Origin of the sequence: Pseudomonas sp. MYb60 (assembly GCF_002979555.1) — a bacterium.
GTDB lineage: Bacteria > Pseudomonadota > Gammaproteobacteria > Pseudomonadales > Pseudomonadaceae > Aquipseudomonas.
In genome coordinates this window covers 288,218-311,570 of record NZ_PCOZ01000008.1, presented here as the reverse complement: position 1 = coordinate 311,570, position 23,353 = coordinate 288,218, and the positions used below count along the sequence as shown (strand labels likewise).

Below are 23,353 nucleotides of genomic sequence, written 5' to 3'. Positions count from 1 at the left end.
CGCGGCAAAGCGCCGCATATACCCTCTCAATCGATGGGACTGGTAGAATCGCCGCCGGTTCAGACGAGGTTTTTCCATGCACGATCCCCACAGCGAACGCATGAGTAGCGGCGAGACCCGAGCAGCAAGCGGTCTGGCCCTGGTGTTCGCCTTCCGTATGCTTGGCATGTTTATGGTGTTGCCGGTCCTGGCGACCTATGGAATGGATCTCGCAGGCGCGACCCCCGCCCTGATCGGCCTGGCGATTGGCGCCTATGGCCTGACCCAGGCATTGTTTCAGATTCCATTCGGGATCATTTCCGACCGCATCGGCCGTCGCCCGGTGATTTACCTGGGATTGATCGTGTTCGCCCTCGGCAGCGTGCTCGCCGCTCAATCAGATTCGATCTGGGGCGTGATCGCCGGACGAATCCTGCAAGGCGCCGGTGCGATTTCCGCTGCTGTCATGGCGCTGCTGTCGGACCTGACCCGCGAACAACACCGCACCAAGGCCATGGCCATGATCGGCATGACCATCGGTCTGTCGTTTGCCGTGGCCATGGTGGTCGGTCCCTTGCTCACCCGCGCGTTCGGCCTGCACGGCTTGTTCCTGGCGACTGGTGGCATGGCACTGTTCGGGATCGTGATCGTGGCGTTCATGGTGCCGCGCTCCACCGGTACGCTGCAGCACCGCGAATCGGGCGTCGCGCGCAAAGCGTTGTTGCCGACGCTCAAGCACCCGGACCTGCTGCGCCTGGATTTGGGTATCTTCGTATTACACGCGATGCTGATGTGCAGCTTCGTCGCCTTGCCCCTGGCGCTGGTGGAAAAAGCCGGCCTGCCCAAGGAGCAGCACTGGTGGGTGTACCTCACCGCGCTGCTGATTTCGTTCTTCGCCATGATCCCGTTCATCATCTACGGCGAGAAGAAACGCAAAATGAAACGAGTTTTGCTCGGCGCCGTCGCGACGCTGATGCTCACTGAGCTATTCTTCTGGCAGTTCGGCGACAGCCTGCGGGGCTTGGTTATCGGCACGGTGGTGTTCTTCACCGCCTTCAACCTGCTGGAAGCTTCGTTGCCTTCGCTGATCAGTAAAGTTTCACCGGCCGGCGGCAAGGGCACTGCGATGGGGGTGTATTCCACCAGCCAGTTCCTGGGTTCTGCACTGGGCGGCATCATGGGTGGCTGGATGTTCCAGCATGGCGGTTTGTCGGTTGTGTTCCTGGGATGCGCAGGTCTGGCTGCCCTCTGGCTAGCCTTTGCTGTTACCATGCGCGAACCTCCCTATGTAACGAGCCTGCGTTTGCCGTTATCGCCAGAAGCGATCCGCGAAGCCGGTCTGGTTGAGCGCCTTAAGGCCGTTGCAGGGGTTACCGATGCCGTGGTTGTTGCTGAAGAAGCCGCCATCTACATCAAATTGGACACCGAATTATTGGACCGCGCGACGCTCGAGCAACTGGTCAACCCAGTGCCGACAGCGCGCCCAGCCTAGGAGAACGTTATGGCCCGTGGGGTTAACAAAGTCATATTGGTCGGTACGTGCGGCCAGGATCCCGAAGTTCGCTACTTGCCTAACGGTAACGCCGTGACCAACCTGAGTCTGGCGACCAGCGAGCAGTGGACCGACAAGCAAACCGGCCAGAAGGTCGAGAAAACCGAATGGCACCGTGTGTCGATGTTCGGCAAGGTGGCCGAGATCGCTGGCGAATACCTGCGTAAAGGTTCGCAGGTCTACATCGAAGGCAAGCTGCAGACCCGTGAGTGGGAAAAAGACGGTATCAAGCGTTACACCACCGAAATCGTGGTCGACATGCAAGGTACGATGCAACTGCTGGGCGGCCGTCCACAGGGCGACCAACAAGGCCAGGGCGGCATGTCCAACTCGGCACCGCGCCCACAGCAGTCGCGTCCACAGCCAAGCCAGCAGCCACAGCGTGAGTCGCGTCCAGCGCCACAGCAGGCCGCTCCGCAACCGGCTCCGGATTTCGACAGCTTTGATGACGATATCCCGTTCTGACGGACGACGTTCGTCAGCTTCGATCAAGCCCCTGGGTCTATGACCCAGGGGCTTTTTTAATGCATCACGCCCAGGCTAAGACCTTATCGAATCCAGTCATCCACGGAGCGTCGCTTGGCTTTCTTGCCTGTCAGCAAGACGGGTTTTCCCCAGTCGAACAGGGAGGTGGATATCCGATGTTTCTTGCCCTTGAATACGGTGCTGAGCATCGCCTTGATGTTGTCGAGCAAGGGCGGTTCAAGGTCGGCGTAAAGGGGGTAGCCCTCCGGGTAGTTTCGGCGTTCGACCCAATACACGACGCGAGAAATGACGAACAGGGAAAGCATCATCGCCCCCATCGTGAACGGAAGCGTCAAGTAGGTCGGCAGGCTTTCCGGCTTGTTCCAGATAACGTCCAACCCGTAGTCCCGTAGCAGAAACGCGCCAGCGATGAAAAATCCCGGCAGCATGTTGATGATGAGCAGCAAGCAGACCAGCATCGATAAGCGTTCGAGAAACGGCGCCCTGACTTCCTCCGCGGTGTGGTCAATCGGACTGTCCTGCCCGATGATTCGCCCTGTGACCTTGACTTCGGTCATGGCATTGCCCGTCACGAACAGGGGCACAATCAGGTATTCACCGGGGTTAATGCAGTCAAAATCGATGCGTATTGTCGTTGGGCTTGTGATCGTTGCCGCGCAGTCTGTCTGGTCTTCGAAAGGTACGGTCTTGGCGCTGACCAAGGTGCAGTCGTCGCCGACCTGAACCTGGAGCGGCGCCGATGGGGTCAGGTCGGATTGCACGACAGGCTGATTGCCTTTATTCCAGATCAACATGCCGATGACATACACGCCCCTGTGGCGATTACCCTCTTCATCACATATTCGGAACGGCAGGTCTTCCGGTATCTCAGCGACGATGCCCCGCAGCAGCAGGCGTGCTTCCAGGCGTTTGTGGGGGAGGCTGGGCTTTCGGCCGAACAGCGCCGCGATCAATCGAACAAGCGCAGTAACAGGGGAGAGTAATTCTCCGAGTGTCATAGAGGCGTTCCATTCCTGGGCAAAAACGGGGTATGTCATTCTCAACGAGGCCATGACTATAAACGCTTTGAACCGGGGAGGCGGATTTCGCGATGCCGGATCAAGTGGCACGGCGAATAGCGTATTTGTTCTCTGGGCTCACACGATTTAGGCTGACGCCAACGTCAGCAAGAAGGAAAGTCGCGATGACCTGGTCTGCCAAGCAATACACGATGTTCGAACAACAGCGCACGCGTCCTGTCCGGGACCTGGTCGCGGCGATACCGAACACCGACGTGCGCACCGCCGTCGACCTGGGCTGCGGCCCCGGCAATTCCACCGAAGTTCTGGCCGAGCGCTTTGCGCACGCCCAGGTCACTGGCATGGACAGCTCGGACGACATGCTGGCGGACGCCCGCAAGCGTCTGCCGGCGCTGAGCTTCGAACGGGCAGACATCGGCGCCTGGAAGCCTGCGCAATCCTTTGATGTGATCCTGGCCAACGCGTCCCTGCAATGGCTGCCCGACCACGCCAGGCTCTATCCGCACCTGGTCGACCAGCTCACACCTGGCGGAACGCTGGCGGTGCAGACCCCGGACAACCTTGACGAGCCCGCCCACCGGCTCGCCCGTGAAGTCGCGGCAGATGGCCCGTGGGCGGCGAAGATCGGCGCGGTCAAACACAATGAGCGCCACACCGCGAGCTATTACTACGAGTTGCTGAGCAGCCATTGCAGCACGGTCGATGTATGGCGCACCACCTACCTGCATCCGCTGGCAGACCATGGCGCCGTGGTGGAATGGTTCAAGGCGTCGGCGCTGAGGCCGTTCCTTGCGCCTTTGACCGACGCTGAAAAAATCGCCTTCCTGAAGGAATACCAGGTGCGCATCACCCAGGCTTACCCGGCCCTGGCCGATGGCACGGTGTTGCTGCCATTTCCACGGCTGTTCATCATCGCGACGCGCTGAAACCAGGCGAGCAAGGGGCGGTCAGGCCGCCGCCGCTTGCGCCTTCAGGTACTCGTCGGTCGACACCACACCGGCATACCCGAACGCGAGCGACGCCATATAGGCCCCGTGCACCTGCGCCGCTGGAATCACCTGCCCGTTGAATTCCAAATCTCGGGTGGCGCAGGCGTCATGAAGCACCGTGACCTTATAACCCAGGTCCGCCGCCGCCCGTACCACCGCGTCGACACACATATGGCTCATGCTGCCGACCACCACCAGCTCGGTAATGCTGCGGCGCTCCAGCAGTTCACGCAGCGGGGTTTCGCGAAACGAATTCACGAAATGCTTGAGCACCACCGGTTCATTGCCTTCATTCAACACCTTGGCATGCAAATGCGCGCCCTCGGAGCCGGGCGTGAAGAAGGGCGCCTCCTCGGACGTGAACTCGTGACGCACATGAATCACCGCGTCGCCCGCTTGGCGAAATGCCTGCAGCACGCGGGCGGCCTTGTCGGCTGCGGCCTCCACGCCATCAAGCGGCCACTTGCCCTGGGGGAAGTAGTCGTTCTGGATATCGATTAGGATGAGCGCTTGCTTGGCCATGGGGAGTGCCTCGTGATGGGTTGATGGGCCCAGTATCTTAGCTGGCGCCTGCGCCTGGGATTGGCTGCACCGACAATAACAGGGGGAAAACTGACAATGAACGTAGTCGAGTTGGGCGTGTTGATCTACCCCGGCGCGCAACTGGCCGCCGTGCATGGTTTGACTGACTTGTTCGGCGTGGCCAACCGGATCGCCGCCGAACATCAGTCTGCGCAACTGCCGCTGCTGCGGATCAGCCATTGGCACGTCGACGCCACTGGCCAGCCGGTACGCACCTTCGACAGCCACCCCGGGCCGGATCATCCGATGATGGCCGTGCTGGTGCCGCCCTCGATAGGTGAGTTCAGCGAAGAACAGGCACCGCCTGCGCTGCTGCAATGGCTTCGCCAGCAACATGCGGCGGGCACCGTGCTGGGTGGCGTGTGCATCGGTTCGATCATGCTGGCGCGCAGCGGCCTGTTGGACGGGCGCACCGCTACCACGCATTGGTCTTCGGCCCCAACCTTCGCCGCCCGTTACCCGGGCGTACGCCTGGAGGCGGACAAGCCGATTGTCGACGATGGCGACCTGATCACCACGGCGGGGCTGATGGCCTGGTCCGAACTCGGCCTGCGCCTCGTGGACCGACTCATGGGGCCGAGTATCGCCGCCGATACCGCGCGCTTCCTGGTGATCGAACACAGCGACAGTGCCAGCCAGTGCGGCAGCAACTTCGCGCCGATCCTGAGTCACGGCGACGGCGCCATCCTCAAGGTTCAGCATTGGCTGCAAGCCAGCGGCGCGGTGGATGTGTCCGTCGCCGCGATGGCTCAGGAGGCGGGCCTGGAAGAGCGCACCTTCCTGCGGCGTTTTCGCAGCGCCACCGGCCTTAAACCCACCGAATACTGCCAGCACCTGCGCGTGGGCAAGGCCCGGCAGATGCTCGAATTCACCAACGGCACCATCGACCATATTGCCTGGACGGTGGGTTACCAGGACCCCAGTGCCTTTCGCGCGACGTTCAAGAAAATCACCGGGCTGGCCCCCAGTGATTACCGCAGCCGATTTGGCGTCTGATCGTGCAGAACGCCATCCATCCACACGGCGCTCGTGCAGAATAAGACAGGCTTTCTGCCATCGTTCAGTGCGTAACGGCTTGATTTCAAAACGTTCAATGCCTGCCTGGCCTTGGCCTGATCCCTGCAACCTTCCCCCTACACACATGGCTGCACAGCCGAGGGGGACGCATGACCCCAACACCACGCAAGAAAATCGTCGTCGCCCATTCCACCCGCGAGGGCGCGCCGCAGCACGAGGTCGAGACCAATCTCGCCCTGGCGCGCTGGCTGGCGCAGATTCTCGGCCTCAAGTTCGGCGGGAGTTACGACGCGCAACAGCATGCCGGCCGAGATTTGTACCTGCTGCCGACCCAAACGCTGGTCGGCGCCGCCCAAGCGCGTGCGCTCGGGGTCAAAGGCCCGGAAGACCTGTGGGGCGGTTATGTCGACCATGATTTCATCTGCACCAAAGCCATCAGCCATGGCCTGTTCAATCCACAGGCCAACGCTCCGGAAGGCTGGTCAGCCTTGTTCGGCGAACGTGTACGAAAAGTCGTTCTGGACGGTATGAGCGTTTTCTCACGACAAGACGCTCTGCTCGCCGCAGCGCACTTGCTCGAGCGCGGCCCGATCCGGACAAAACCCGTGCACGCGTGCGCGGGTCGGGGCCAGGAAGTTATCCACAGCCTGGATGAATTCGAGGCTGTGTTGGCTCGACCCGAAGCCGGTCAACTGCTCGAAGAGGGCCTGGTGCTGGAGCAAGACCTGAGAGAAGTGATGACGCACAGCGTTGGCCAGAGTTTTATCGGCGATCACGTGTTCAGCTACTGCGGCGAGCAGTACCTGACCCAGGACGGTCATGGCGAGGACGTCTACGGCGGCTCAGACCTGCTGGTGGTCCCCGGCTATTATGAAAACTTGCTCGAGCTTGATCTGCCTGACGCCGTGCGCCTGGCCATCGAGCAAGCCCAGGTCTTCGACAACGCTGCCGATGAGGCCTACCCGGGTTTCTACGCATCCCGGCGCAATTACGACATCGCGCAGGGGCTGGACAGCAAGGGCCAGCGCTGCAGCGGCGTGCTCGAACAGTCCTGGCGCATGGGCGGGGCCAGCAGTGCAGAGGTGGCCGCCCTGCAGAGTTTCATCAACCACCCCGGCCTGCGCGCCATACGCGTGTCCTCGGTAGAAACCTACGTGGACCAGGCGCTGCCAGCGGACGCTATCGAGGTGTACCGAGGGCCGGCGGAAAACAGTGACTTTCTTCTCAAGTATGTGACGGTCAAATCCTATGACGGCTAGAAGCGAAAGCATTGCAATCGATATCGACGACGAACAAATGAGCGGCACCTTCCTGAGCCCCAAATCCAAAGTACCGGGCGTGCTGTTCGTGCATGGCTGGGGCGGTAGCCAGGAGCGTGACCTCGAGCGCGCCAAAGGCATCGCCGGGCTGGGCTGCGTGTGTCTCACCTTCGACCTGCGCGGCCACGCCGGTACAGGCATTCCGCTGTCGCGCGTGACCCGTGAAGACAATTTGCGCGACCTGCTGGCAGCCTACGACCGGCTACTCGCCCACCCGGCCATCGATACTTCGGCGGTGGCGGTGGTGGGTACCAGTTACGGTGGCTACCTGGCGGCCATCCTGACGTCATTGCGACCGGTACGCTGGCTGGCGCTGCGTGTACCGGCGCTGTACCGCGACCAGGAGTGGCTGAAGCCCAAGCGCGATCTGGATAAGATTGACCTGATGGACTACCGCAGTACCTTGGTCAACGCCGAGACCAATCGGGCCTTGCATGCCTGTGCCCAATTTACCGGTGACGTGTTGATTGTCGAATCAGAGACCGACGATCACGTGCCCCACGCCACCATCATGAGCTACCGCGCGGCGTGCCAGCAGACGCACTCACTGACCCACCGCATCATTGACGGTGCCGATCATTCGTTGAGCGATCCGGTGTCCCAACAGGCCTATACCTCGATCCTGGTGGACTGGATTACCGAGATGGTGGTGGGTGAGCGATTGAGCATCATCCAGTCTCAATGAGTGGGGTGTCATTGCAGCCGCTTTCGCGGGCTTGCCCGCGAAAGCAATGGAGCGCAACCCTCAAGCCGGCGCCTTCTTTACCCGCAACGCCTTGGCCTTCGCTTCCACCCCCAGGTACATCACCAGCGCAATCAACAACGGCAGAATAAAATAGATCGCCCGGTAGGCAATCAGCCCTGCCAGCAAACTGCCCCGTGACGCCTCATGCTGCAACAGCGCGATAAATACTGCCTCCAGTACCCCAAGGCCCGCCGGGATATGGGTGAGCACCCCGGCGATCGCGCTGATCAGCAGCACGCCCAGCACCAGTGGATAATCCAGCTTGGCCGGCAGCAGGGTGAAGATCACCGCCGCCATCAGTGACCAGTTCAGCGCGCCGAGGGCCAGTTGCAGGCACGCCATGCGCACCGACGGCAGGTTGATCTCCATGCCCCGGATCGTCCAGGCGCGTTTCTTCGAAAACTGGCACGCCGCCAGATACCCCAGGCTCGCCAGCACCAACACGACACCAATGGCCTGCAACGCGCTGGTGCTGACTTTCCAGCCCGGCGGCATGGTCACCAGGCCGCTGCTGAAAATCACCCCGGCCAGCGCCATGTAGCCAAACCAATTGGTTGCCAGGCTCAGGCCGAGGATCTTGGCGATATTGCCGTTGCTCACCCCCAGCCGCGAATACAACCGGTAGCGCATGGCAATGCCGCCGACCCACGCGCTGAGGTTGAGGTTGAACGCGTAACTGATGATCCCCACCGGCAAAATCTGCTTCCAGGTCAGGTTTTGGCGAATGTAGGTGCGGCCGATCAAATCAAAGCTGGCGTACACTAAAAAGCTGCACAGCGTCACCGCGCCCGCGATCAACAAGGTGCGCAGTTTGAACTCACTCAGGGTCTGCAGCACTTCACTCCAGTCGATGCGACGGGCAAGGAGGGTAAACAGCACGATCAATGCCAGGAAGAACAGGATGGTCAGCGGTTTCTTCCACTTGGCGAAGCGCGATCCAGAGGTTTCAGAGGTCATGGGCCTGGCTCTCGATGGGTTTCAACCGCGGCTTGTGCGCCGGTAACCAGCCCGTCAGCGCAGGAAAATGACGCATCACATGAAACACCAGGAAGCCCACGGTCAACCGCCAGAGCCACAAGCGCGGCTTGCGGTTTTCCGGCATGGTCTGGCAATGCTCCTTCGCGAGGATTTGCAGGCGCTCATACAGCTGTTGATTGAAGGCGCGATCACGAATCAACACATTGGCCTCCAGGTTCAACGACAGGCTCAAGGGGTCCAGGTTGCTTGAACCCACGGTGCTCCACTCGTCATCCACCAGCGCAACTTTGCCGTGCAGTGGGCGCTGGCAATATTCGTGAATCACCACGCCGTCCTTGAGCAGATAGTCGTAAAGCATGCGCGCCGCCAGCTTGGCCAACAGCACATCGGGCTGGCCCTGCATGATCAACTGCACCTGCACGCCCCGGCGCGCCGCATTGCGGATTTCCCGCAGCAGCCGGTAGCCCGGGAAGAAGTAGGCGTTGGCGATCACCACCCGCTGTTGCGCCTTGCTCAAGGCATGGATGTAGGCTTCCTCGATGTCATCGCGGTGCTGCAGGTTGTCCCGGTAGATCAGGCGCACCAGCCCGTCACCCTTGTCAGTGGGCCAGGGCGAAGGTCGTTGCTGGCGCCGCCGCCAGCCGCGCCGTGTGCGCACCTGGCGACCGCTCTGCGCCAGGGCGAAGTGATGCAAGTCCGCCACCGCCGGGCCCGTCACCTGCACGGCATAATCCTGCTTGGCCTCGGGGCCGAAATCCCCCAGGTGATCGGCGGAAAAATTGATCCCGCCAATGAACGCCACGCTGGCATCCACCACCACAATCTTGCGATGCAAACGACGAAACCAGTTGGTACGAATACCCAATGTCTTGGACGCCGGGTCGAACATCTGCACCGTCACGCCCGCGTCAGCCAGTTCGGCGAGAAACGCAGGGCGTAACTCGCCGCAACCGAACCCGTCCAGGCTGACCACCACCTTCACCCCACGTTGCGCGGCCTCGATCAGGATGCCGTGCAGCTCAAGGCCGACCTTGTCCTCGAACAGGATAAAGGTCTCCAGCAGGATTTCCCGCCGCGCCTCGCGCAATGCGTCGAACACCTTGGGGAAGTACGCTTCGCCGTTCTCCAGCAGTTCCACCTGGTTACCGCTCTGCCAGCCGTAATCCAGGTCGCGAGCCTTGGCTTCATCCGGCGGTTGGTCGGTGGAGATGTGTTCCACAGCAACGTTCATAGCTCGATCTCCACCGACAGGGGCACATGGTCAGACAAATGCGACCAAGGCCGCGTGGTCAGCACTCGGGGGTTATGCACCTTGAGGTTGCGCACATAGATGCGGTCCAGGGGCAGCAACGGCAGGCGCGCCGGGAAGGTGCGCGCCGGTTTGCCATGGGCCTGCACGAACACTTCGGTAAGGCCGCTCTGGCTCAAGTCGGCCTTCTGTCGCCAATCGTTGAAATCGCCTGCGACCACCAGCGGCGCTTCGGCGGGAATCTCGCGGATACGCTGTTCCAGCAAGCGCAACTGCTGCTGGCGATGCACCTCGCGCAGGCCTAGGTGAATGCAGATCGCATGCACCTCCTGACCAGTGCCGGGCAGGCGCAGCACGCAATGCAGCAGCCCGCGATTTTCGTGGCCACTCTGTGAAATATCGAGGTTGTCATGCCGCACGATCTGGAATTTCGACAGCAGCGCGTTGCCGTGGTCGCCGTGGGGGTACACCGCATTGCGCCCGTACGCGAACTGCGGCCAGATGCTGTCGGCGAGGAACTCATACTGCGGCATATCCGGCCATTCGCTGTACCGCTGAGGGTGGCGCTCATGGGTGCCGTGGATTTCCTGCAGAAACACCATGTCTGCGCCCACACTGCGCACCGCTTCGCGCAGTTCCGGCAAGATAAAGCGCCGGTTCAAGGCGGTAAAACCCTTGTGGATATTGACCGTCAGCACCGTGAACCGGGTAATAGCGACGCTGGGGGTGATGGGCACCCAGTCGGGGATCGCAGCCATGGTTACTCCTACAAAAGCGGGTGTTTAGGGCTGACTGTGATTTTTGGCTGAAAGTTTCCGGTTTCCTACAGACGGTGGTAGTCCCTGAAAGGCGCACGCCAGAGCAACAAAGAGTTACAAGTGGTATTGAAATGCCATTAGTGACGTGATCAAATTCCCACGAACGATTCAATTCAATGATTTAGCAGGGCCTGTTCATGGATGATGCCGCTGGCGCTCTTAAGCGTTGGCAGTGGGGTCGGCGGCTCTTTTTTTATGAAGGCCGGAACCCATCACGTGACTACCTCTCTGACTCGAAAAATCAGCCTGCTGGCCGGCGCCATTGCGCTCAGTGGCTGCGCGACCCTCAATGAAGCAGGCAAAAACTACGGCACGGCCATCGGCTGCGCAGGCGGCGCAATACTGGGTGCCGGCTTGACCTATGCAATCACTGGTGACGCTAAGAAAGCCGTCGTGGGCGGTGGAGTCGGTGCGGCCGCCGGTTGTGTAGCGGGTAACCTCTGGCAGAACCGCTTGCAGGAGCTGGAGCGCATTGCTAAGGAAGAGAACCTTAATATCCAGGTACAGACCCTGCAGAGCCAGGAAGTCGCCACGGGCAACGCAGGTTCACCGGCGCCGACTGAGGCGGGCATCGTTGCTCAAGTTCAGGACCAAGGCATGTTCGCTACCGGTAGCGCACAGCTGAGCGTCGATGGTCAGCGCCAGGTCCGCAAGCTGGCTGCCGCCTTCGCGCCCAAACCGGGGCAAAACTCCCAGGCCGCGATTCTGGTGGTGGGCCACACCGATGCCACCGGCAGCGCCACCACCAACCAGCGCCTGTCCGAGCAGCGCGCCCGTGCCGTGGCGGCGATCCTGGCTGAACAGGGCATCGCCCCGCAACGCATGTTCTTCCAGGGCGCAGGTGCGTCGCGGCCAATTGCAGACAACAGCGACAGCTTTCAGCGCGGCAAGAACCGCCGGGTCGAAATCGTTGAAGTGACCGACCGCAACATGCTCGTCAAACGTGTCAACGCCGAACAGAACAACACCAAGTATTTGGCCCACGGCACCGCGACCGAGCCGGTACGCAGCGTGCCGAGCACGTCGAAAAGCAAGCCTGCCGCCAAGCCCGCTGCCGAGAACAAACCTGTCGATGCGGGCACCGCTGTGGTGGATTTTGGCGGCCAGCCGGCCAGCGAAACCCGTTGGGCCCTTGGCGAGGCGATTACCCCGAAAAAAGCCGGGTTTGCGCTGGTCTCCAGTGCGCACGCGGGCGACCTGCCGTCGAGCAGCTGTGAAGCTGACCGCCCGCGCGAAAGCGGCAAGGTATTCAACCTCGCCAGCGGCAAGGCGCTGGACACCCAAACCACCACCGAATACCTGCCAGGCTACAACAACCGTGTGTGGGCCAACCTGGTCAACGGCCACTTGGTGACGTTATCCCCGGTCTCCATCCTGCGTGATGGCGCCAGCGTCGACCGTCAACCGTTTATCGAAGTGGTCAAGGGCTACGACCAGGGCAATCGCAAGTCCATCAAAAGCACGGCTGTGGCCAATACCTATGAAGGTGAGGACCTGGTGCTGTACAGGGTATTCACTCAAGACCCCAAGGCGCCGGTGTCGTGTATCGACGTGGTGTTCAGCAAGAAAAACTCTGAGGCCACCGATGGTGCGTTGTTCTACTCGCGCCCCCGCGAAGCCTTCACTACCCGTTTCGTGCCGATTCGCGCGTAAGACTCAAGGAACTACACCATGGAAGAGTTCAGCTTCAATGCGCTGACTGCCCTGCTCTGGGCAAATAAATTGATCACCGGGCTGGTGATTTCCACGCTGCTGGCCGCCATCCTGATCCAAGCGTACTGGGATAAGGTGGGTTACTTCGTGATGCGCGTGTGGCACGGCGTACCTTTTATCGGCAAGGTGGCGCGACTGTCCAAGCAAAGCCTGATGCTCGACTCCCACGGCTGGCCTAAGTCGGAAAGCGAATTGTGCGACGCGTACTACTCGCGTTATGAAAAGATCGGCGCCAAGAACGTTGATTTCTTCAACAAGAGCGAATCCTACCTGCGCACCATCGGCGAGCGTGGGCGTCGCGAGCGGCCGTTTTGGGTCTTTGCACTGATCTTCATGCTGATCATGTTCGAAGCTGTAGGTTTTGCTTATGTGCTGGTGCCGTTCATCAACCAGAATCTGTCGGCCAACGATCAGAGCTGGATGGGCTGGTTGTTCGCTTTCCTGCTGGCCGTTGCGTCGGCGATCCTGGCAGAAGTGACAGGCCGTGCAGTGCATAAAAATGCGTTGATCAGCAAGGCTCGCCACTGGTGGGAAAACGATGGCGCGAGTGATCGCCCGTCGCAGCTCAAGGAACTGCCGGGCATCGGCATCAAGGATACCGACAGCGATAAGGACGGCAAGGACTACAACCGTATCCTGGCGCGGATCAACACCAATCACACGGTTACCCCCAGCCGAGGCTGGATGATCACCACCGGTATCTGGATTGCGATTATCGCGGTGGCGGCATTTGGTATCCGCACCATGCAGCTCAAAAGCATCGAGACCGAAATGGTCGGCAGCCCCCACGCTTTCGCCCAGCAGAATTACGAGTCTGCCAGTCCGTTTGAACTGCCCGCCGACTCAGCGGCGATCAACGACCAGGCCGACAAACAAACCCTCACCGACAAGATGGACGCGATCCGCAAGGCGTCGCTCATCACCTTCATTGTTCTGTCGGTAATCTACATCGCCATTCAAATCACCAGCATTTGGCTGGCCTCGATCTTCGGTTTTGCTGGGGTGGAATCCAAGACGGCCTGGGAGCATACCCACAAGTTTTCCAGCGGCGAGGCTTTGGAAAACTGGATGCAAAGCCAGCGCGTGGAAATCGCCTCCCATGCCGACCACAAGTTGAGCAAGCTGCAACTCAAGCTGGCGGGGCGCTCCACGACCAACGCCCAGCAGCAAGCGGCATTGACCAGTGCGCACAACCGCAACTTCGAGACCTACCTGGCGCGCAAACAAGCGTTGCCGGGTACGCCTGAGGTCTCGGTCAAGCCAGTCAGTGTGCCGGTTGCTCCGGTTGTTGCTGACGTCGTGGCGCCTGTGGCTGCGGCAGTTGAAGTTCCTCCGTCCGCGCCAGTCGCATCGCCGTCAAGCCTGGACGCCCTGCGTAGCAAGGACCTTACGGCCTTCAGCGAAGAGCAACTGGCGACCATCAGCCGGGCCAAGGGCCATTCCCTGGAAGACGTGCTGGCGCTACGTGCCGAGCAGCAGTTGCTCAAAGACTTTGACGCTGCAGGTGCCTGAATGAAGATCTCGCGGTTTTTTCCGGCACTGCTGTTAGCGCCCCTCTTGGCCGTGGCCAGTGAGCGCAACGACATTCCGGACTGCTATTCGTATGCCAAAGTAGGGGAGTTTCGGCCCGCGCATAGCGGTCGGGAGCTCACGGTGATCATCGACCAGACGATCCCCATGCCCGAGGTGATCCAGAAGGCAAGCTGGGCCCAGGTGCAACGCTTCGTGCAGCCGGGAGACAAGGTGCGGTTGTACAGTTTCTCGGCGTTTGTGCCAGGCCAGTTCATGCAACTGCGTTTTGCCGGTGAACTCAACCTGGGTCTCGATGAGAAGGTGCGCAGCAACGTCGGCATGCAGTCGCTGCGCACCCTCGATACGTGCCTGACGGAGCAGCGCAGCTTTTTCAACAAGACGCTGGGCAAGGTGTTTGTGACCACGCTGCGCGAGGCGTCGGAGGACATCGCCCGCAGCGAGATATTCCATTCGCTGCGCGAGATCGGTAAAGACCTGGGCCAGCAACCGGCCCAGGAACGTGTGGTGCTATTGATCTCCGATATGCTTGAAAACAGTGACTTCGGCAGTTTTTACGCCAATAACCGGATTCGTGACCTGCAACCCGAGGCGGAGCTCAAGCGGGTGGCCGACAAGCAGTTGTTTGCCGACCTGCAAGGCGCACGGGTGTACGTCGCGGGAGCTGCGCTCGTCACCAAGGACATCAAGCAGGCTTATCGCTCGGGCAAGACCATCCAAGCGCTGGAAGACTTCTGGAAAGGCTGGTTTGCCGCATCCAACGCCCAATTGATGGCGTTTGGGGCCCCCAGCCTGAATGTCGACCTGAAATAATCCCTCCTGCCGGCGTGGGCAGGGAACGATCAAGGCTCAAACCCGTCAGTTCCTTACAGACCCATCTGCAAGGAGCCCGGTGTTTTGCTGAATCTCAAGACTGCATTCCTGCTCGGCGCGCTGCTGTTGTGTGGCAGCGGCGCCCTGCACGCCGCGGACACCGCGCCCGAAGCCGAAACGCCGGCCACGCCTGAGTTGCTGGTGGAGGGCGGGCTGTTGGGGGCCATCAGTTCCAGTATCGATGATGTGCAACAGAAGCTCGACCTCAACCAGAACCTGGTTGACGCCTGGCGCCTGCGGGCCGACCGCGCGGCGGATGAAGTAGGGCGGTTGGTCGATCGGACGTCAGCACGCTCACCGTGGAGCGTGGCCGGGGATTTCCTGTTGCTGTCCGGCGTCTGGATCGGTGCGTTTACTCTGCTGACCCTGCTCGGTCGCTTCCTCGTGCAGCGCATGACCCGTCGAACCTTCGTTGAACAACGTCGGCGTCTGCAAGGGGTGTTGGGTTATGTGCTGCCTTATACACTCCCTGCGTTGATCTGCCTGCCGTTGACGCTGTATGTCAGCCACTACCTGGCCACGTCGATCGGTCGCGCCCTGGCGCTGTGTTTTGCCTATGCCACCAGCAGCGGCATTTTTTCCACCTCGATGCTGCTCTGCGTCATCGTCATGTTCAATGTGGGCCACAAGCGCCCGGCGGTGCGGATCATTCGCAACTATTGCCCCAAGCCGCTGTTCCTGATCGGCTTTCTCGCGGCCCTCAGCGACGCGCTCACCAGCCCGCAGATCGCCCGCCAATTGGGCGGAAACATCACCAGCAGCGTAGCGGTGTTCACCGGGCTGTTTGCCGCGGTGATCTTCGGCGTGCTGGTGGTGCGCCTGCGCCGTCCGGTGGCGCATTTGATCCGCAATCGGCCACTGGCCCAACGGCTCAAGCACCCGGCGTTGCAGCAATCGCTGCGGGTGTTCTCGGGGCTGTGGTACTGGCCGATCCTGCTGATGGTGCTGGTCTCGGCCATCAACCTGATCGGCGCCGGTGACGACAATCAAAAGGCCCTGCGTTGCGCCTTGTTCACCACGATTTTGCTGATCAGCACGGTGTTCCTGAGCACGGTGCTGCAACACCTGTTCAAGTCTCGCAGCCAGGTGACGATCCAGCGCAGCAGTGCCTACAAGGAGCGCTTCCTGAGTCTGTTGCACGCGATCTTGCGCATTGCCATGGCTATCGCCTTTATCGAGATCCTCGGGCGGATCTGGGGCGTGTCCCTGTTCGAGTTTGCCCAGCGCAACTCGGTAGGCCGGGCGATCAGCGATTCTCTCAGCAGCATCGGCCTGATCCTGCTGATGACCTGGCTGTTCTGGGTGGTGCTCGACACGGCGATCCAGGAAGCCTTGAAACCGCCGGTGAACAAACGCTCCAACCGCCAGCCGAGTACACGGGTAAAAACCATCCTGCCGCTGGTGCGCAATGCCGTGAAGATCATCCTTGTGGTGATTTGCGCGATCACCACCATGGCCAACCTGGGCATCAACGTCGCGCCACTGCTGGCGGGCGCCGGCGTGGTCGGCCTGGCCATCGGTTTCGGTTCGCAGCAACTGGTGCAGGATGTGATCACCGGCTTGTTCATCATCATCGAAGACACCCTGTCCATCGGCGACTGGGTAGTGCTCGACTCCGGCCATGCCGGCACGGTCGAGGGCCTGACCATCCGCACCCTGCGCCTGCGGGACGGCAAGGGCTTTGTGCATTCGGTGCCGTTCGGGCAGATCAAGGCCGTCACCAACCAGTCGCGGCAGTTTGCCTATGCGTTCTTCTCGGTGCAGTTCACCTACGACACGGACGTGGACAAGGCTGTGGAACTGATCCGCGAGGCGGGGCAGTCGATTCGCGACGATGTGTTCCTCAAATACAACCTGCAAGGCCCGCTGGAAGTGTTCGGCGTGGACAAGATGGACCTCAACGGCGTGGTGCTCACGGCGCAGTTCCGCACGGTGTCGGGCGGGCAGTATGCGGTGAGCCGCGCGTTCAACCAGCGCTTGAAAAAGCTTGTGGATAACTGTGCCGAGGTGCAGTTCGCGCAAACTTATCCACAGCAGGTCGTAATGCCCCAGCGTGGCGCCCTTGAACATCAGCCGGCCGAGCCCGACGGGAAGACAGTTAATCCGTGACGGTTGCGCTACAAACCCGCAAAATGCAACGATTCTGGCTCAGACCAGCGGCAAGGCTTACTCGCCTGCCGACCCTAGCCATCGTTCCAAACAGACCGGGCCTGCTCAATCTATGCGAATGCGCCTTATGTTACTGGGCGGCGGGAATGCCCTCGGGCAGGCGCTGATTCGCCTCGGTGCAGAGGAAGACATCGGCTTCCTCGCACCCAAACCGCCCCAAGACGGCTGGGATGCCGCGAGCCTTACCCAGTTGCTCGACGACACCCGTCCCGACGCGTTGATCAACCTCGCCTATTATTTCGACTGGTTCCAGTCTGAGGCCGTCAGCGAAACCCGCCTGGCTGCCCAGGAATACGCGATCGAACGCCTGGCCGAACTGTGCCAGCACCACAACATTACCTTGCTGCAACCGTCCAGCTACCGTGTGTTCGATGGCTCTCGCGCCACCGCCTACAGCGAAAAGGACGAACCAGTGCCCCTGGGCCTGCGCGGCCAGGCATTGTGGCGTATCGAGCAAAGTGTGCGCGCCACCTGCCCGCAGCATGTGTTGCTGCGTTTTGGCTGGCTGCTGGATGACAGTGTCGACGGCACCCTCGGACGCTTCCTGGCCCGGGCCGAAAAACCCGACGAACTGCTGATGGCCGATGACCGTCGCGGCAACCCGACGCCCGTGGATGATGCCGCGCGGGTGATCATTTCGGTGCTCAAGCAGCTCGATTGCGCAGCGCCGTTGTGGGGCACTTATCACTACGCTGGCCAGGAGGCGACCACACCGCTGGCGCTGGGCCAGGCGATCCTCACCGAGGCGCGCAATTATCATCCACTGGCGATTGAGTCACCGACAGCCCAGGCCCACGCGGCCCGGCCGGATGCCAGCGATGAGCCGCAACATGCGGTACTGGCCTGCAAGAAAATCCTTCACACCTTCGGCATCAAGCCACGGGCGTGGCGGGCGGGGTTGCCGGCGTTGCTGGACCGTTTCTACCGCCATAGCTGAAGAAGCGAAAAACTCAATGTGGGAGGAGGTTTGCCCCCTCCCACATTGAGTTGTGGTGTTGGTTAGTGTTGTGTCAGAACTTGTAACCGATGCCTACCATGTACACCATCGGGTCCACGTCCACATTGACCTTGGCGCGAGTGCCGGCGGCCAGCGCGTTGTTGTCCACGGTAGCCTTGGTGCTGATGTCGATGTAGCGCGCCTGGGCGTTGATCATCCATTTGTCGTTGATCATGTAGTCGGCACCGATCTGCGCGGCCCAGCCCCAGGAGTTCTCGGCCTTGAAGTTGCTGAAGCCTGCGCTCTCTGCACGGCTGCCGACGTGTTCGTCGTAGATCCAGGTGTAGTTGATACCGGCGCCCACGTAGGGTTGGAACGCGGACTTGTTGTCCAGCGGGTAGTACACGATGCTCAGGGTCGGCGGCAGGTGTTTCAGGGTGCCGAGCTTGCCGTTGGCGGCGCCGAGGGCGGTGTTCTTGATCTTCACGTCGTGCTCGAACGGCGTAGCGGCCAGCAGCTCGATCCCCACGTGGTTGGTCAGCATGTAGGCGAAGTTCAGGCCCAGTTGGGTGTCGCTGCTCATGGTCGCCTTGCCGCCCAGGTTGGTGCCGGCCAGCGGGCCCTGGTCGACCGATACATGGCCGCTGTCGGCTTTCGGGTTAACGGTGATTGCACCGGCACGAACCAGAATGTCGCCCGCTTCGTGGGCATGGGCAGCAGGGGCGACGAGGGCTAGCGCGAAGAGGGACGCGCCGAGCAGAGACATGTTCATGGGAGCTCCAAAGGACGTTTAAAAGTTGTAGGTCCAATGGTAAAGATCGTTCCGCCCGGTCTTTTGACTCAGCTCAATGAAAGGTCGATCAGCGCTACTCCGGCAGTTCGTAGACGAAAATCTTGTCGGCATCCATCTGGTAGCTGGCATCCGCCAGTTCGCTGCTGGACGGCTTGACCTGCATCGCCCCTTCGATCCAGTACGGCTGGTACAACTCATCGAGCTTCACGCCGACTTCGCTTTTGACATGCACGATCTGGTTCGACGGCGGCGGCGGCACGTGGATGCACGCGCCGAAATACGGCACCAGCAAGAACTCGGTGGTGCGGCCGTTCTCCGCCACTTCCAGCGGCACGATATACCCCGGCAGGCGAATGTGCTGGCCATCGAGGGCCTTGACCGCCGGCGCGTGGGGCATTTCCTGCTTGGCCGCTGGCGCCGACTCCAAGGCATCGGCCATGCCGGACAAGTTGTGCAGCGGCTGCATGTTTGGCACCACAGGCTCGGCATCCGGTGGGATCAACTCCGACCAGGTCAGCTCCTTGGGCTCGGCGGCCCAGGCGGGCAGGGCCACCAGCAAAAACAGTGCAACGAGTGCGCGGCGCATCAGGGCCTTCCTCATAAACGTATGGACAGGCCATCGGCCAGGGATTGTCGGTAGGCGCGCCATGCGGGCACGCTGCCCATCAACAGCGCCGCCGCCAGGATACCGGCCAGCAATGTCCATTCATATTCGCTCGGCCAGGCCATCGGCAGGTCCAGGCCGTAGTTGGCCTGCAAGTACCCGCGCGAGGCCGCGATGCAGATGTACAGCAGGCCCAGCCCCGCCACGACGCCGGACAAGGCCAGGGCGAAGGCTTCGAAGATCAGCAGCGTCGCGATATGCCAGGGGCGCGCGCCCACCGACCGGAGGATCGCCATCTCGCGCCGACGTTCGTTGAGGCTGGTGAGGATTGCCGTGAGCATGCCGATCAACCCGGTCAGCACCACGAACAGCGAAATCACGAACAGCGCTTTTTCGGCGGTGCCCATCATGCTCCACAGCTCTTGCAACGCCACCCCCGGCAGGATTGCCAGCATCGGTTCGCCGCGGAATTCATTGATCTCCCGCTGCAAGGCAAAGGTGGAAATCTTGTTGTTGAGGCCGAGCATGAACGCGGTGATCGCTTGCGGGGTGAGGTCCATGTTGCGCGCTTGATCGGCGCTGATGCGGCCTTTGCCCTGGGCCGGCACGCCGTTGTGCCAGTCGATATGGATCGCTTCCATGCCGCCCAGGCTGATATGGAGCGTGCGGTCCACCGGCGTGCCGGTGCGCTTGAGGATGCCAACCACGGTGAACGGCTTGTCGTCGTGCTTGACCAGGCTGACCACCGCCACGCCGTGAGCCAGCACCAGTTTGTCGCCGAGCTTGTAGTGCAGCGCGTCGGCGACTTCGGCGCCGAGCACCACTTCGAAGGGGTCGGTGGCGAAGGCGCGACCGCTGGCCAGTTCGAGGTGTTGCTTGCGGCCGTACTGGTAGTGCTCGAAGTAGGATTCGTTGGTACCCATCACGCGGTAGCCACGGTGGGAGTCGCCGAGGGAAATCGGGATCGCCCATTTCACCTGGGGGCTGGCGGCAAAGTGTTCGTAGCTGTCCCAGCGGATATTGTTGGTGGCGTTGCCGATGCGAAACACCGAGTACAGCAGCAGGTTCACCGAGCCCGAGCGCGCGCCGACGATCAGGTCGGTGCCACTGATGGTGCTGGCGAAACTGTTGCGCGCTTCGACACGCACGCGCTCCACCGCCAGCAGCAGGCAGACGGAGAGCGCGATGGCGAACGCGGTAAGGATCGCGGTAAAGCGGCGGTTAGCCAGGCTGGCCATGGCTAGACGGAACAGATACATCTCAAACCTCTGCAGGCGTGGCGGCGCGATTGAGTTCGGCCAGCGACAGGTTGCGGTCGAACAGCGGCGCCAGGCTCTGGTCATGGCTGACAAACAACAGGCTGGCGCCGGCTTCGCGGCATTCGGCGAACAGCAGTTGCAGGAACGCTTCGCGAGCGTCGTAGTCCAGGGCCGAGGTGGGTTCGTCGGCGATCACCAGTTCAGGTTGGCCAATCAGCGCGCGCGCGGCGGCGACCCGTTGTTGTTGGCCGATGGAGAGAGAGTCGGCGCGACGTTCCAGCAAGTCCTTGTCTTTCAAACCCAGGTGGGCCAATAACGTTGCAGCAGCATTATCGACACTGCCATGGCGCTGTTTGGCCCTTTGCGCGCGCAGTTTGGAAAAGTGACACGGCAACTCGACGTTCTCGCGCACCGACAGGAACGGCAACAGGTTGAACTGTTGGAAGATATAGCCGGTATGGTCGACACGAAACCGGTCGCGGGCGCCGGCCGAGAGTTCGGTGAGTTCCTGGCCGAGCAGGCGAATACTGCCCCCGGTAGGTTTCTGCACGCCGCCCAGCAGCCCCAGCAGCGTGGTTTTGCCACTGCCACTCGGGCCTTTGAGAAACAGGGTTTCCCCCGCTTCCAGGCGGAATGCGGGGATGTCCAGCAACTGCGGATGACCGGGCCAGTTAAAGCCCAGGTCAGACAGTTCGATCAATGCTTGGGTCATGTGAACTCAGAACTTCAGGGTGGCTGCTGTGGCCGTCGCGTCAACGCCTTGCTGGCCGCTCGGGCCGATCAGTTGTACCTGAATTTTCTGGGTGGCGGGGAAGGTCTTGAACACCTGGGTCAGGTCGAGGTTGCTCAGGGCCGTTGGTGTGGCGCAGGTGAACTGGTAGTGGGCGTGGATTTCGCTGTGGTCGTGATGGTGTTCGTGGGCGCCGTCTTTGGCGTCGTGGTCATCATCGTCGTCGTGGTCGGCCTCGGGCTTGTCCCCGAACAGCGGGCTGTTGAGTTCCAGGGAACTGACCACGCAGCCGGCAGCCTTCGGCAGGTTGAACAGGGCCAGCGGGTTCTCAAGTTGCTTGCGCGCCGCTGCGACCTTGGCTTTGTCGGCGTCGGTGGTGGCGGTGTGTTCAAACCCCACCAGGTTCATCGCCGGGCTGTCCAACTCAAGCTCCAGGGCCTTGCCGTCGAGCACCGCGTTGAGGCGGCCGACGCCATGCTCGTGGGCGCCGAGGCTACCGTGTTCGTGCTCATGTGCTTCATGCGCATGGGCGACGGCCAGTGGCAGCAGGGCAAAGGGCAAAGCAAGCAACAGACGACGCATGAGGACGCTCCGGAAGATGAAGGTTTTGTTATGTGATCTTATAACAATATGCGCGGAGTTTGACCTCACCCTTGGCGTTGCGCAAGCCACATGGGAGCATGCCTGTCAGAAAAAAGTGCAGGAGTAGGGACGATGTTGCGAATTCGTGGAACCGTCGGTGACCTGCCGGTGGACTTGACCCTGGAGCTGGATGACGGCGATTGGGCTCGCCTGGGGGCGCAGTTGCAGGCTGCCCCTGTGGCGAGCGCGCCCGCAGCGGCGCCGGCTCAACACAACCCAGACCTGTGGGAGAACGCCCAGGCGCTGTTGCGCAAGGCCGGTCAACTCAATGGCCTGGAATTGCTCGACCAGTTGGAAGGTCTGGCAGGTGACGCCTCGGCGGGCAAGCGCCTGTTGGTGCGACTGCGCCATAGCGCCAAGGTGAAGGTGGCCAGCGGCGGGGATACGCCGCTGTACAGTTGGGTCGGCGATTAATACAACGCGGCGAACAACTTGCGGCGGTACACCGTGACCAGCGGGTGTTCGTTGCCCAGCAACTCGAACACCTGCAGCAAGGTCTTGTGCGGCAGACCTTCGCTGTAGCTGCGGTTGCGGATAAACAACTTGAGCAAGCCGTCCAGCGCCGCGTCGTATTGCTGGCGCGCCAGCTGCTGGATGGCCAGTTGATAGGCGGCTTCGTCATCCTGCGGGTTTTGCGCCAGGCGGCTTTTCAGCTCGGCAGCGTCAGGCAGGTCGGCGGCCTGGCGCAGGAAGGTGATCTGCGCCTTGGCACCGGCGAGGGCGGCTTTGTGGTCGTCGCTTTTTACCGCGTCCAGTACCGTCTGGGCCTCACCCAGCTCACCGCGCTCGGCCAGGCAGCGGGCGTACAGGATCAGCGCGGCGGCGTTGGTGTTGTCTTCGCCGAGCAAGGCGACGAGCACCGCTTGCGCTTCGCTGATACGACCGTCGGCGAACAACGCCTGGGCCTGCTCCAGCGGGTCCGCCGCAGCCGGCGGCGGCATCTGCACGTGCGGCGCCAGCATCGCCCGCACCGCCGACTCCGGCTGCGCCCCGGCAAACCCGTCCACAGGCTGGCCGTCCTTGAACAGCACCACCGTCGGCAAGCTTTGAATGCCAAAGCGCGCGACAATATCCTGCTCGGCCTCGCAATCGACCTTGGCCAGCAGCAACTCACCCTGATAACTCTCGGCAATCTGCGCCAGCAACGGCATCAGCGCCTTGCACGGCGCACACCACTCGGCCCAAAAGTCCACCAGCACGGGTTTTTCAAAAGAGTTCTGAATCACCGCCTGGTCGAAATTGGCGGTGGTGACATCGAAGATGTACGGGGTGGGCTCACTCATGGCGCGTCTCGAATAAAGCGGGAATGGGGGAACTATAAGGGCTGGGACGATTGGCTGAAAGCTCTCCGGGGGAATACGGTCAAGTGT

Annotated in this window: 23 protein-coding genes; 12 read left to right on the top strand and 11 right to left on the bottom strand. The window is 61.4% G+C overall.

Annotation, left to right across the window (positions count from 1 at the left end):
• The first annotated feature begins 76 nt into the window (after nt 1-76).
• Entirely contained in the window at nt 77-1,471 is a 1,395-nt protein-coding gene (locus CQ041_RS16525; RefSeq protein ID WP_105523493.1) for an MFS transporter, read from the top strand.
• Nucleotides 1,472-1,480: 9 nt separating this feature from the next.
• Nucleotides 1,481-1,996, top strand: a complete 516-nt coding sequence (locus CQ041_RS16520) for a single-stranded DNA-binding protein (protein WP_003232445.1) — start codon at nt 1,481-1,483, stop codon at nt 1,994-1,996.
• A gap of 83 nt (nt 1,997-2,079) precedes the next feature.
• Here CQ041_RS16520 and CQ041_RS16515 read toward each other — a convergent pair whose 3' ends face one another.
• Nucleotides 2,080-3,015, bottom strand: a complete 936-nt coding sequence (locus tag CQ041_RS16515; protein ID WP_105523492.1) for a hypothetical protein — start codon at nt 3,013-3,015, stop codon at nt 2,080-2,082.
• Nucleotides 3,016-3,200: 185 nt separating this feature from the next.
• On the opposite strand from CQ041_RS16515, the gene tam reads away from it, so the two are divergent.
• A complete protein-coding gene (tam, locus tag CQ041_RS16510; protein WP_105523491.1) occupies nt 3,201-3,962 on the top strand; it encodes a trans-aconitate 2-methyltransferase in 762 nt (253 codons plus the stop codon).
• Between the two features lie 21 nt (nt 3,963-3,983).
• Here the strand turns inward: tam and CQ041_RS16505 are convergent, their stop codons facing one another.
• On the bottom strand, nt 3,984-4,547 hold the full coding sequence (locus CQ041_RS16505) for a cysteine hydrolase family protein (protein WP_105523490.1): 564 nt from the start codon (nt 4,545-4,547) through the stop codon (nt 3,984-3,986).
• 96 nt (nt 4,548-4,643) lie between these two features.
• Here CQ041_RS16505 and CQ041_RS16500 point away from each other — a divergent pair, with 96 nt between their 5' ends.
• The 3 genes from CQ041_RS16500 (at nt 4,644) to CQ041_RS16490 (ending at nt 7,628) form a co-directional block, all read left to right on the top strand.
• Nucleotides 4,644-5,603, top strand: a complete 960-nt coding sequence (locus CQ041_RS16500) for a GlxA family transcriptional regulator (RefSeq protein ID WP_105523489.1) — start codon at nt 4,644-4,646, stop codon at nt 5,601-5,603.
• 170 nt (nt 5,604-5,773) lie between these two features.
• On the top strand, nt 5,774-6,883 hold the full coding sequence (locus CQ041_RS16495) for a DUF3182 family protein (RefSeq protein ID WP_105523488.1): 1,110 nt from the start codon (nt 5,774-5,776) through the stop codon (nt 6,881-6,883).
• Complete coding sequence (locus tag CQ041_RS16490) at nt 6,873-7,628, top strand: S9 family peptidase (RefSeq protein WP_105523487.1); 756 nt, start codon at nt 6,873-6,875, stop codon at nt 7,626-7,628. The genes CQ041_RS16495 and CQ041_RS16490 overlap by 11 nt, the downstream gene beginning before the upstream one ends.
• Before the next feature lie 60 nt (nt 7,629-7,688).
• On the opposite strand, the gene CQ041_RS16485 is transcribed toward CQ041_RS16490, so the two are convergent.
• From CQ041_RS16485 to CQ041_RS16475, 3 genes are read right to left on the bottom strand one after another with little or no spacing between them, the layout of a single operon-like run.
• A complete protein-coding gene (locus tag CQ041_RS16485; protein WP_105523486.1) occupies nt 7,689-8,645 on the bottom strand; it encodes a lysylphosphatidylglycerol synthase domain-containing protein in 957 nt (318 codons plus the stop codon).
• Nucleotides 8,635-9,897: a cardiolipin synthase ClsB gene (clsB, locus tag CQ041_RS16480; protein WP_105523485.1), complete on the bottom strand. Its 1,263-nt coding sequence runs from the start codon at nt 9,895-9,897 to the stop codon at nt 8,635-8,637. The genes CQ041_RS16485 and clsB overlap by 11 nt, the downstream gene beginning before the upstream one ends.
• Nucleotides 9,894-10,673 (bottom strand): endonuclease/exonuclease/phosphatase family protein, encoded by a 780-nt coding sequence (locus CQ041_RS16475; protein WP_105523484.1) that lies wholly within the window; start codon nt 10,671-10,673, stop codon nt 9,894-9,896. Before CQ041_RS16475 ends, clsB begins: the two co-directional genes overlap by 4 nt.
• 276 nt (nt 10,674-10,949) lie before the next feature.
• Between CQ041_RS16475 and CQ041_RS16470 the strand changes: the two genes are divergently transcribed.
• From CQ041_RS16470 to CQ041_RS16450, 5 genes are all read left to right on the top strand, one after another.
• On the top strand, nt 10,950-12,386 hold the full coding sequence (locus tag CQ041_RS16470) for an OmpA family protein (RefSeq protein ID WP_205899746.1): 1,437 nt from the start codon (nt 10,950-10,952) through the stop codon (nt 12,384-12,386).
• An 18-nt stretch (nt 12,387-12,404) separates the two neighbouring features.
• Complete coding sequence (locus CQ041_RS16465; protein WP_105523483.1) at nt 12,405-13,958, top strand: hypothetical protein; 1,554 nt, start codon at nt 12,405-12,407, stop codon at nt 13,956-13,958.
• On the top strand, nt 13,959-14,789 hold the full coding sequence (locus CQ041_RS16460; RefSeq protein ID WP_105523482.1) for a hypothetical protein: 831 nt from the start codon (nt 13,959-13,961) through the stop codon (nt 14,787-14,789).
• Nucleotides 14,790-14,873: 84 nt separating this feature from the next.
• Nucleotides 14,874-16,958, top strand: coding sequence for a mechanosensitive ion channel family protein (locus tag CQ041_RS16455; protein ID WP_105523481.1), 2,085 nt, complete (start codon nt 14,874-14,876; stop codon nt 16,956-16,958).
• Nucleotides 16,959-17,070: 112 nt separating this feature from the next.
• Nucleotides 17,071-17,955 (top strand): sugar nucleotide-binding protein, encoded by an 885-nt coding sequence (locus tag CQ041_RS16450; protein ID WP_105523480.1) that lies wholly within the window; start codon nt 17,071-17,073, stop codon nt 17,953-17,955.
• A 73-nt stretch (nt 17,956-18,028) separates the two neighbouring features.
• On the opposite strand, the gene CQ041_RS16445 is transcribed toward CQ041_RS16450, so the two are convergent.
• The 5 genes from CQ041_RS16445 to CQ041_RS16425 form a co-directional block, all read right to left on the bottom strand.
• Nucleotides 18,029-18,727, bottom strand: coding sequence for an OmpW family protein (locus CQ041_RS16445; RefSeq protein WP_105523479.1), 699 nt, complete (start codon nt 18,725-18,727; stop codon nt 18,029-18,031).
• A 94-nt stretch (nt 18,728-18,821) separates the two neighbouring features.
• Nucleotides 18,822-19,334, bottom strand: coding sequence for a DUF3299 domain-containing protein (locus CQ041_RS16440; RefSeq protein ID WP_105523478.1), 513 nt, complete (start codon nt 19,332-19,334; stop codon nt 18,822-18,824).
• 11 nt (nt 19,335-19,345) lie between these two features.
• Nucleotides 19,346-20,611 (bottom strand): ABC transporter permease, encoded by a 1,266-nt coding sequence (locus tag CQ041_RS16435; protein WP_105523477.1) that lies wholly within the window; start codon nt 20,609-20,611, stop codon nt 19,346-19,348.
• 1 nt (nt 20,612) lies between these two features.
• Nucleotides 20,613-21,323, bottom strand: a complete 711-nt coding sequence (locus CQ041_RS16430) for an ABC transporter ATP-binding protein (RefSeq protein ID WP_105523476.1) — start codon at nt 21,321-21,323, stop codon at nt 20,613-20,615.
• A gap of 6 nt (nt 21,324-21,329) precedes the next feature.
• Complete coding sequence (locus tag CQ041_RS16425; RefSeq protein WP_105523475.1) at nt 21,330-21,923, bottom strand: DUF2796 domain-containing protein; 594 nt, start codon at nt 21,921-21,923, stop codon at nt 21,330-21,332.
• A 132-nt stretch (nt 21,924-22,055) separates the two neighbouring features.
• Between CQ041_RS16425 and CQ041_RS16420 the strand changes: the two genes are divergently transcribed.
• The gene (locus CQ041_RS16420) at nt 22,056-22,397 is read left to right on the top strand and encodes a hypothetical protein (RefSeq protein ID WP_105523474.1); all 342 of its coding nucleotides are present in this window, start codon (nt 22,056-22,058) and stop codon (nt 22,395-22,397) included.
• Here the strand turns inward: CQ041_RS16420 and trxA are convergent.
• The gene (gene trxA, locus CQ041_RS16415; RefSeq protein WP_105523473.1) at nt 22,394-23,266 is read right to left on the bottom strand and encodes a thioredoxin; all 873 of its coding nucleotides are present in this window, start codon (nt 23,264-23,266) and stop codon (nt 22,394-22,396) included. The two genes, CQ041_RS16420 and trxA, sit on opposite strands and share 4 nt — an antisense overlap.
• Between the last annotated feature and the right edge of the window lie 87 nt (nt 23,267-23,353).

Excerpts from the sequence above, each read along its gene's own strand:
- CQ041_RS16460 (WP_105523482.1), top strand. The coding sequence starts at position 13,959 with ATGAAGATCTCGCGGTTTTTTCCGGCACTGCTGTTAGCGCCCCTCTTG.
- CQ041_RS16475 (WP_105523484.1), bottom strand. The coding sequence starts at position 10,673 with ATGGCTGCGATCCCCGACTGGGTGCCCATCACCCCCAGCGTCGCTATT.
- CQ041_RS16420 (WP_105523474.1), top strand. The coding sequence starts at position 22,056 with ATGTTGCGAATTCGTGGAACCGTCGGTGACCTGCCGGTGGACTTGACC.
- CQ041_RS16465 (WP_105523483.1), top strand. The coding sequence starts at position 12,405 with ATGGAAGAGTTCAGCTTCAATGCGCTGACTGCCCTGCTCTGGGCAAAT.
- clsB (WP_105523485.1), bottom strand. The coding sequence starts at position 9,897 with ATGAACGTTGCTGTGGAACACATCTCCACCGACCAACCGCCGGATGAA.
- CQ041_RS16515 (WP_105523492.1), bottom strand. The coding sequence starts at position 3,015 with ATGACACTCGGAGAATTACTCTCCCCTGTTACTGCGCTTGTTCGATTG.
- CQ041_RS16425 (WP_105523475.1), bottom strand. The coding sequence starts at position 21,923 with ATGCGTCGTCTGTTGCTTGCTTTGCCCTTTGCCCTGCTGCCACTGGCC.
- CQ041_RS16490 (WP_105523487.1), top strand. The coding sequence starts at position 6,873 with ATGACGGCTAGAAGCGAAAGCATTGCAATCGATATCGACGACGAACAA.
- CQ041_RS16450 (WP_105523480.1), top strand. The coding sequence starts at position 17,071 with ATGCGAATGCGCCTTATGTTACTGGGCGGCGGGAATGCCCTCGGGCAG.
- CQ041_RS16500 (WP_105523489.1), top strand. The coding sequence starts at position 4,644 with ATGAACGTAGTCGAGTTGGGCGTGTTGATCTACCCCGGCGCGCAACTG.
- CQ041_RS16520 (WP_003232445.1), top strand. The coding sequence starts at position 1,481 with ATGGCCCGTGGGGTTAACAAAGTCATATTGGTCGGTACGTGCGGCCAG.
- CQ041_RS16445 (WP_105523479.1), bottom strand. The coding sequence starts at position 18,727 with ATGAACATGTCTCTGCTCGGCGCGTCCCTCTTCGCGCTAGCCCTCGTC.
- CQ041_RS16435 (WP_105523477.1), bottom strand. The coding sequence starts at position 20,611 with ATGTATCTGTTCCGTCTAGCCATGGCCAGCCTGGCTAACCGCCGCTTT.
- tam (WP_105523491.1), top strand. The coding sequence starts at position 3,201 with ATGACCTGGTCTGCCAAGCAATACACGATGTTCGAACAACAGCGCACG.
- CQ041_RS16430 (WP_105523476.1), bottom strand. The coding sequence starts at position 21,323 with ATGACCCAAGCATTGATCGAACTGTCTGACCTGGGCTTTAACTGGCCC.
- CQ041_RS16485 (WP_105523486.1), bottom strand. The coding sequence starts at position 8,645 with ATGACCTCTGAAACCTCTGGATCGCGCTTCGCCAAGTGGAAGAAACCG.
- trxA (WP_105523473.1), bottom strand. The coding sequence starts at position 23,266 with ATGAGTGAGCCCACCCCGTACATCTTCGATGTCACCACCGCCAATTTC.
- CQ041_RS16440 (WP_105523478.1), bottom strand. The coding sequence starts at position 19,334 with ATGCGCCGCGCACTCGTTGCACTGTTTTTGCTGGTGGCCCTGCCCGCC.
- CQ041_RS16505 (WP_105523490.1), bottom strand. The coding sequence starts at position 4,547 with ATGGCCAAGCAAGCGCTCATCCTAATCGATATCCAGAACGACTACTTC.
- CQ041_RS16495 (WP_105523488.1), top strand. The coding sequence starts at position 5,774 with ATGACCCCAACACCACGCAAGAAAATCGTCGTCGCCCATTCCACCCGC.
- CQ041_RS16525 (WP_105523493.1), top strand. The coding sequence starts at position 77 with ATGCACGATCCCCACAGCGAACGCATGAGTAGCGGCGAGACCCGAGCA.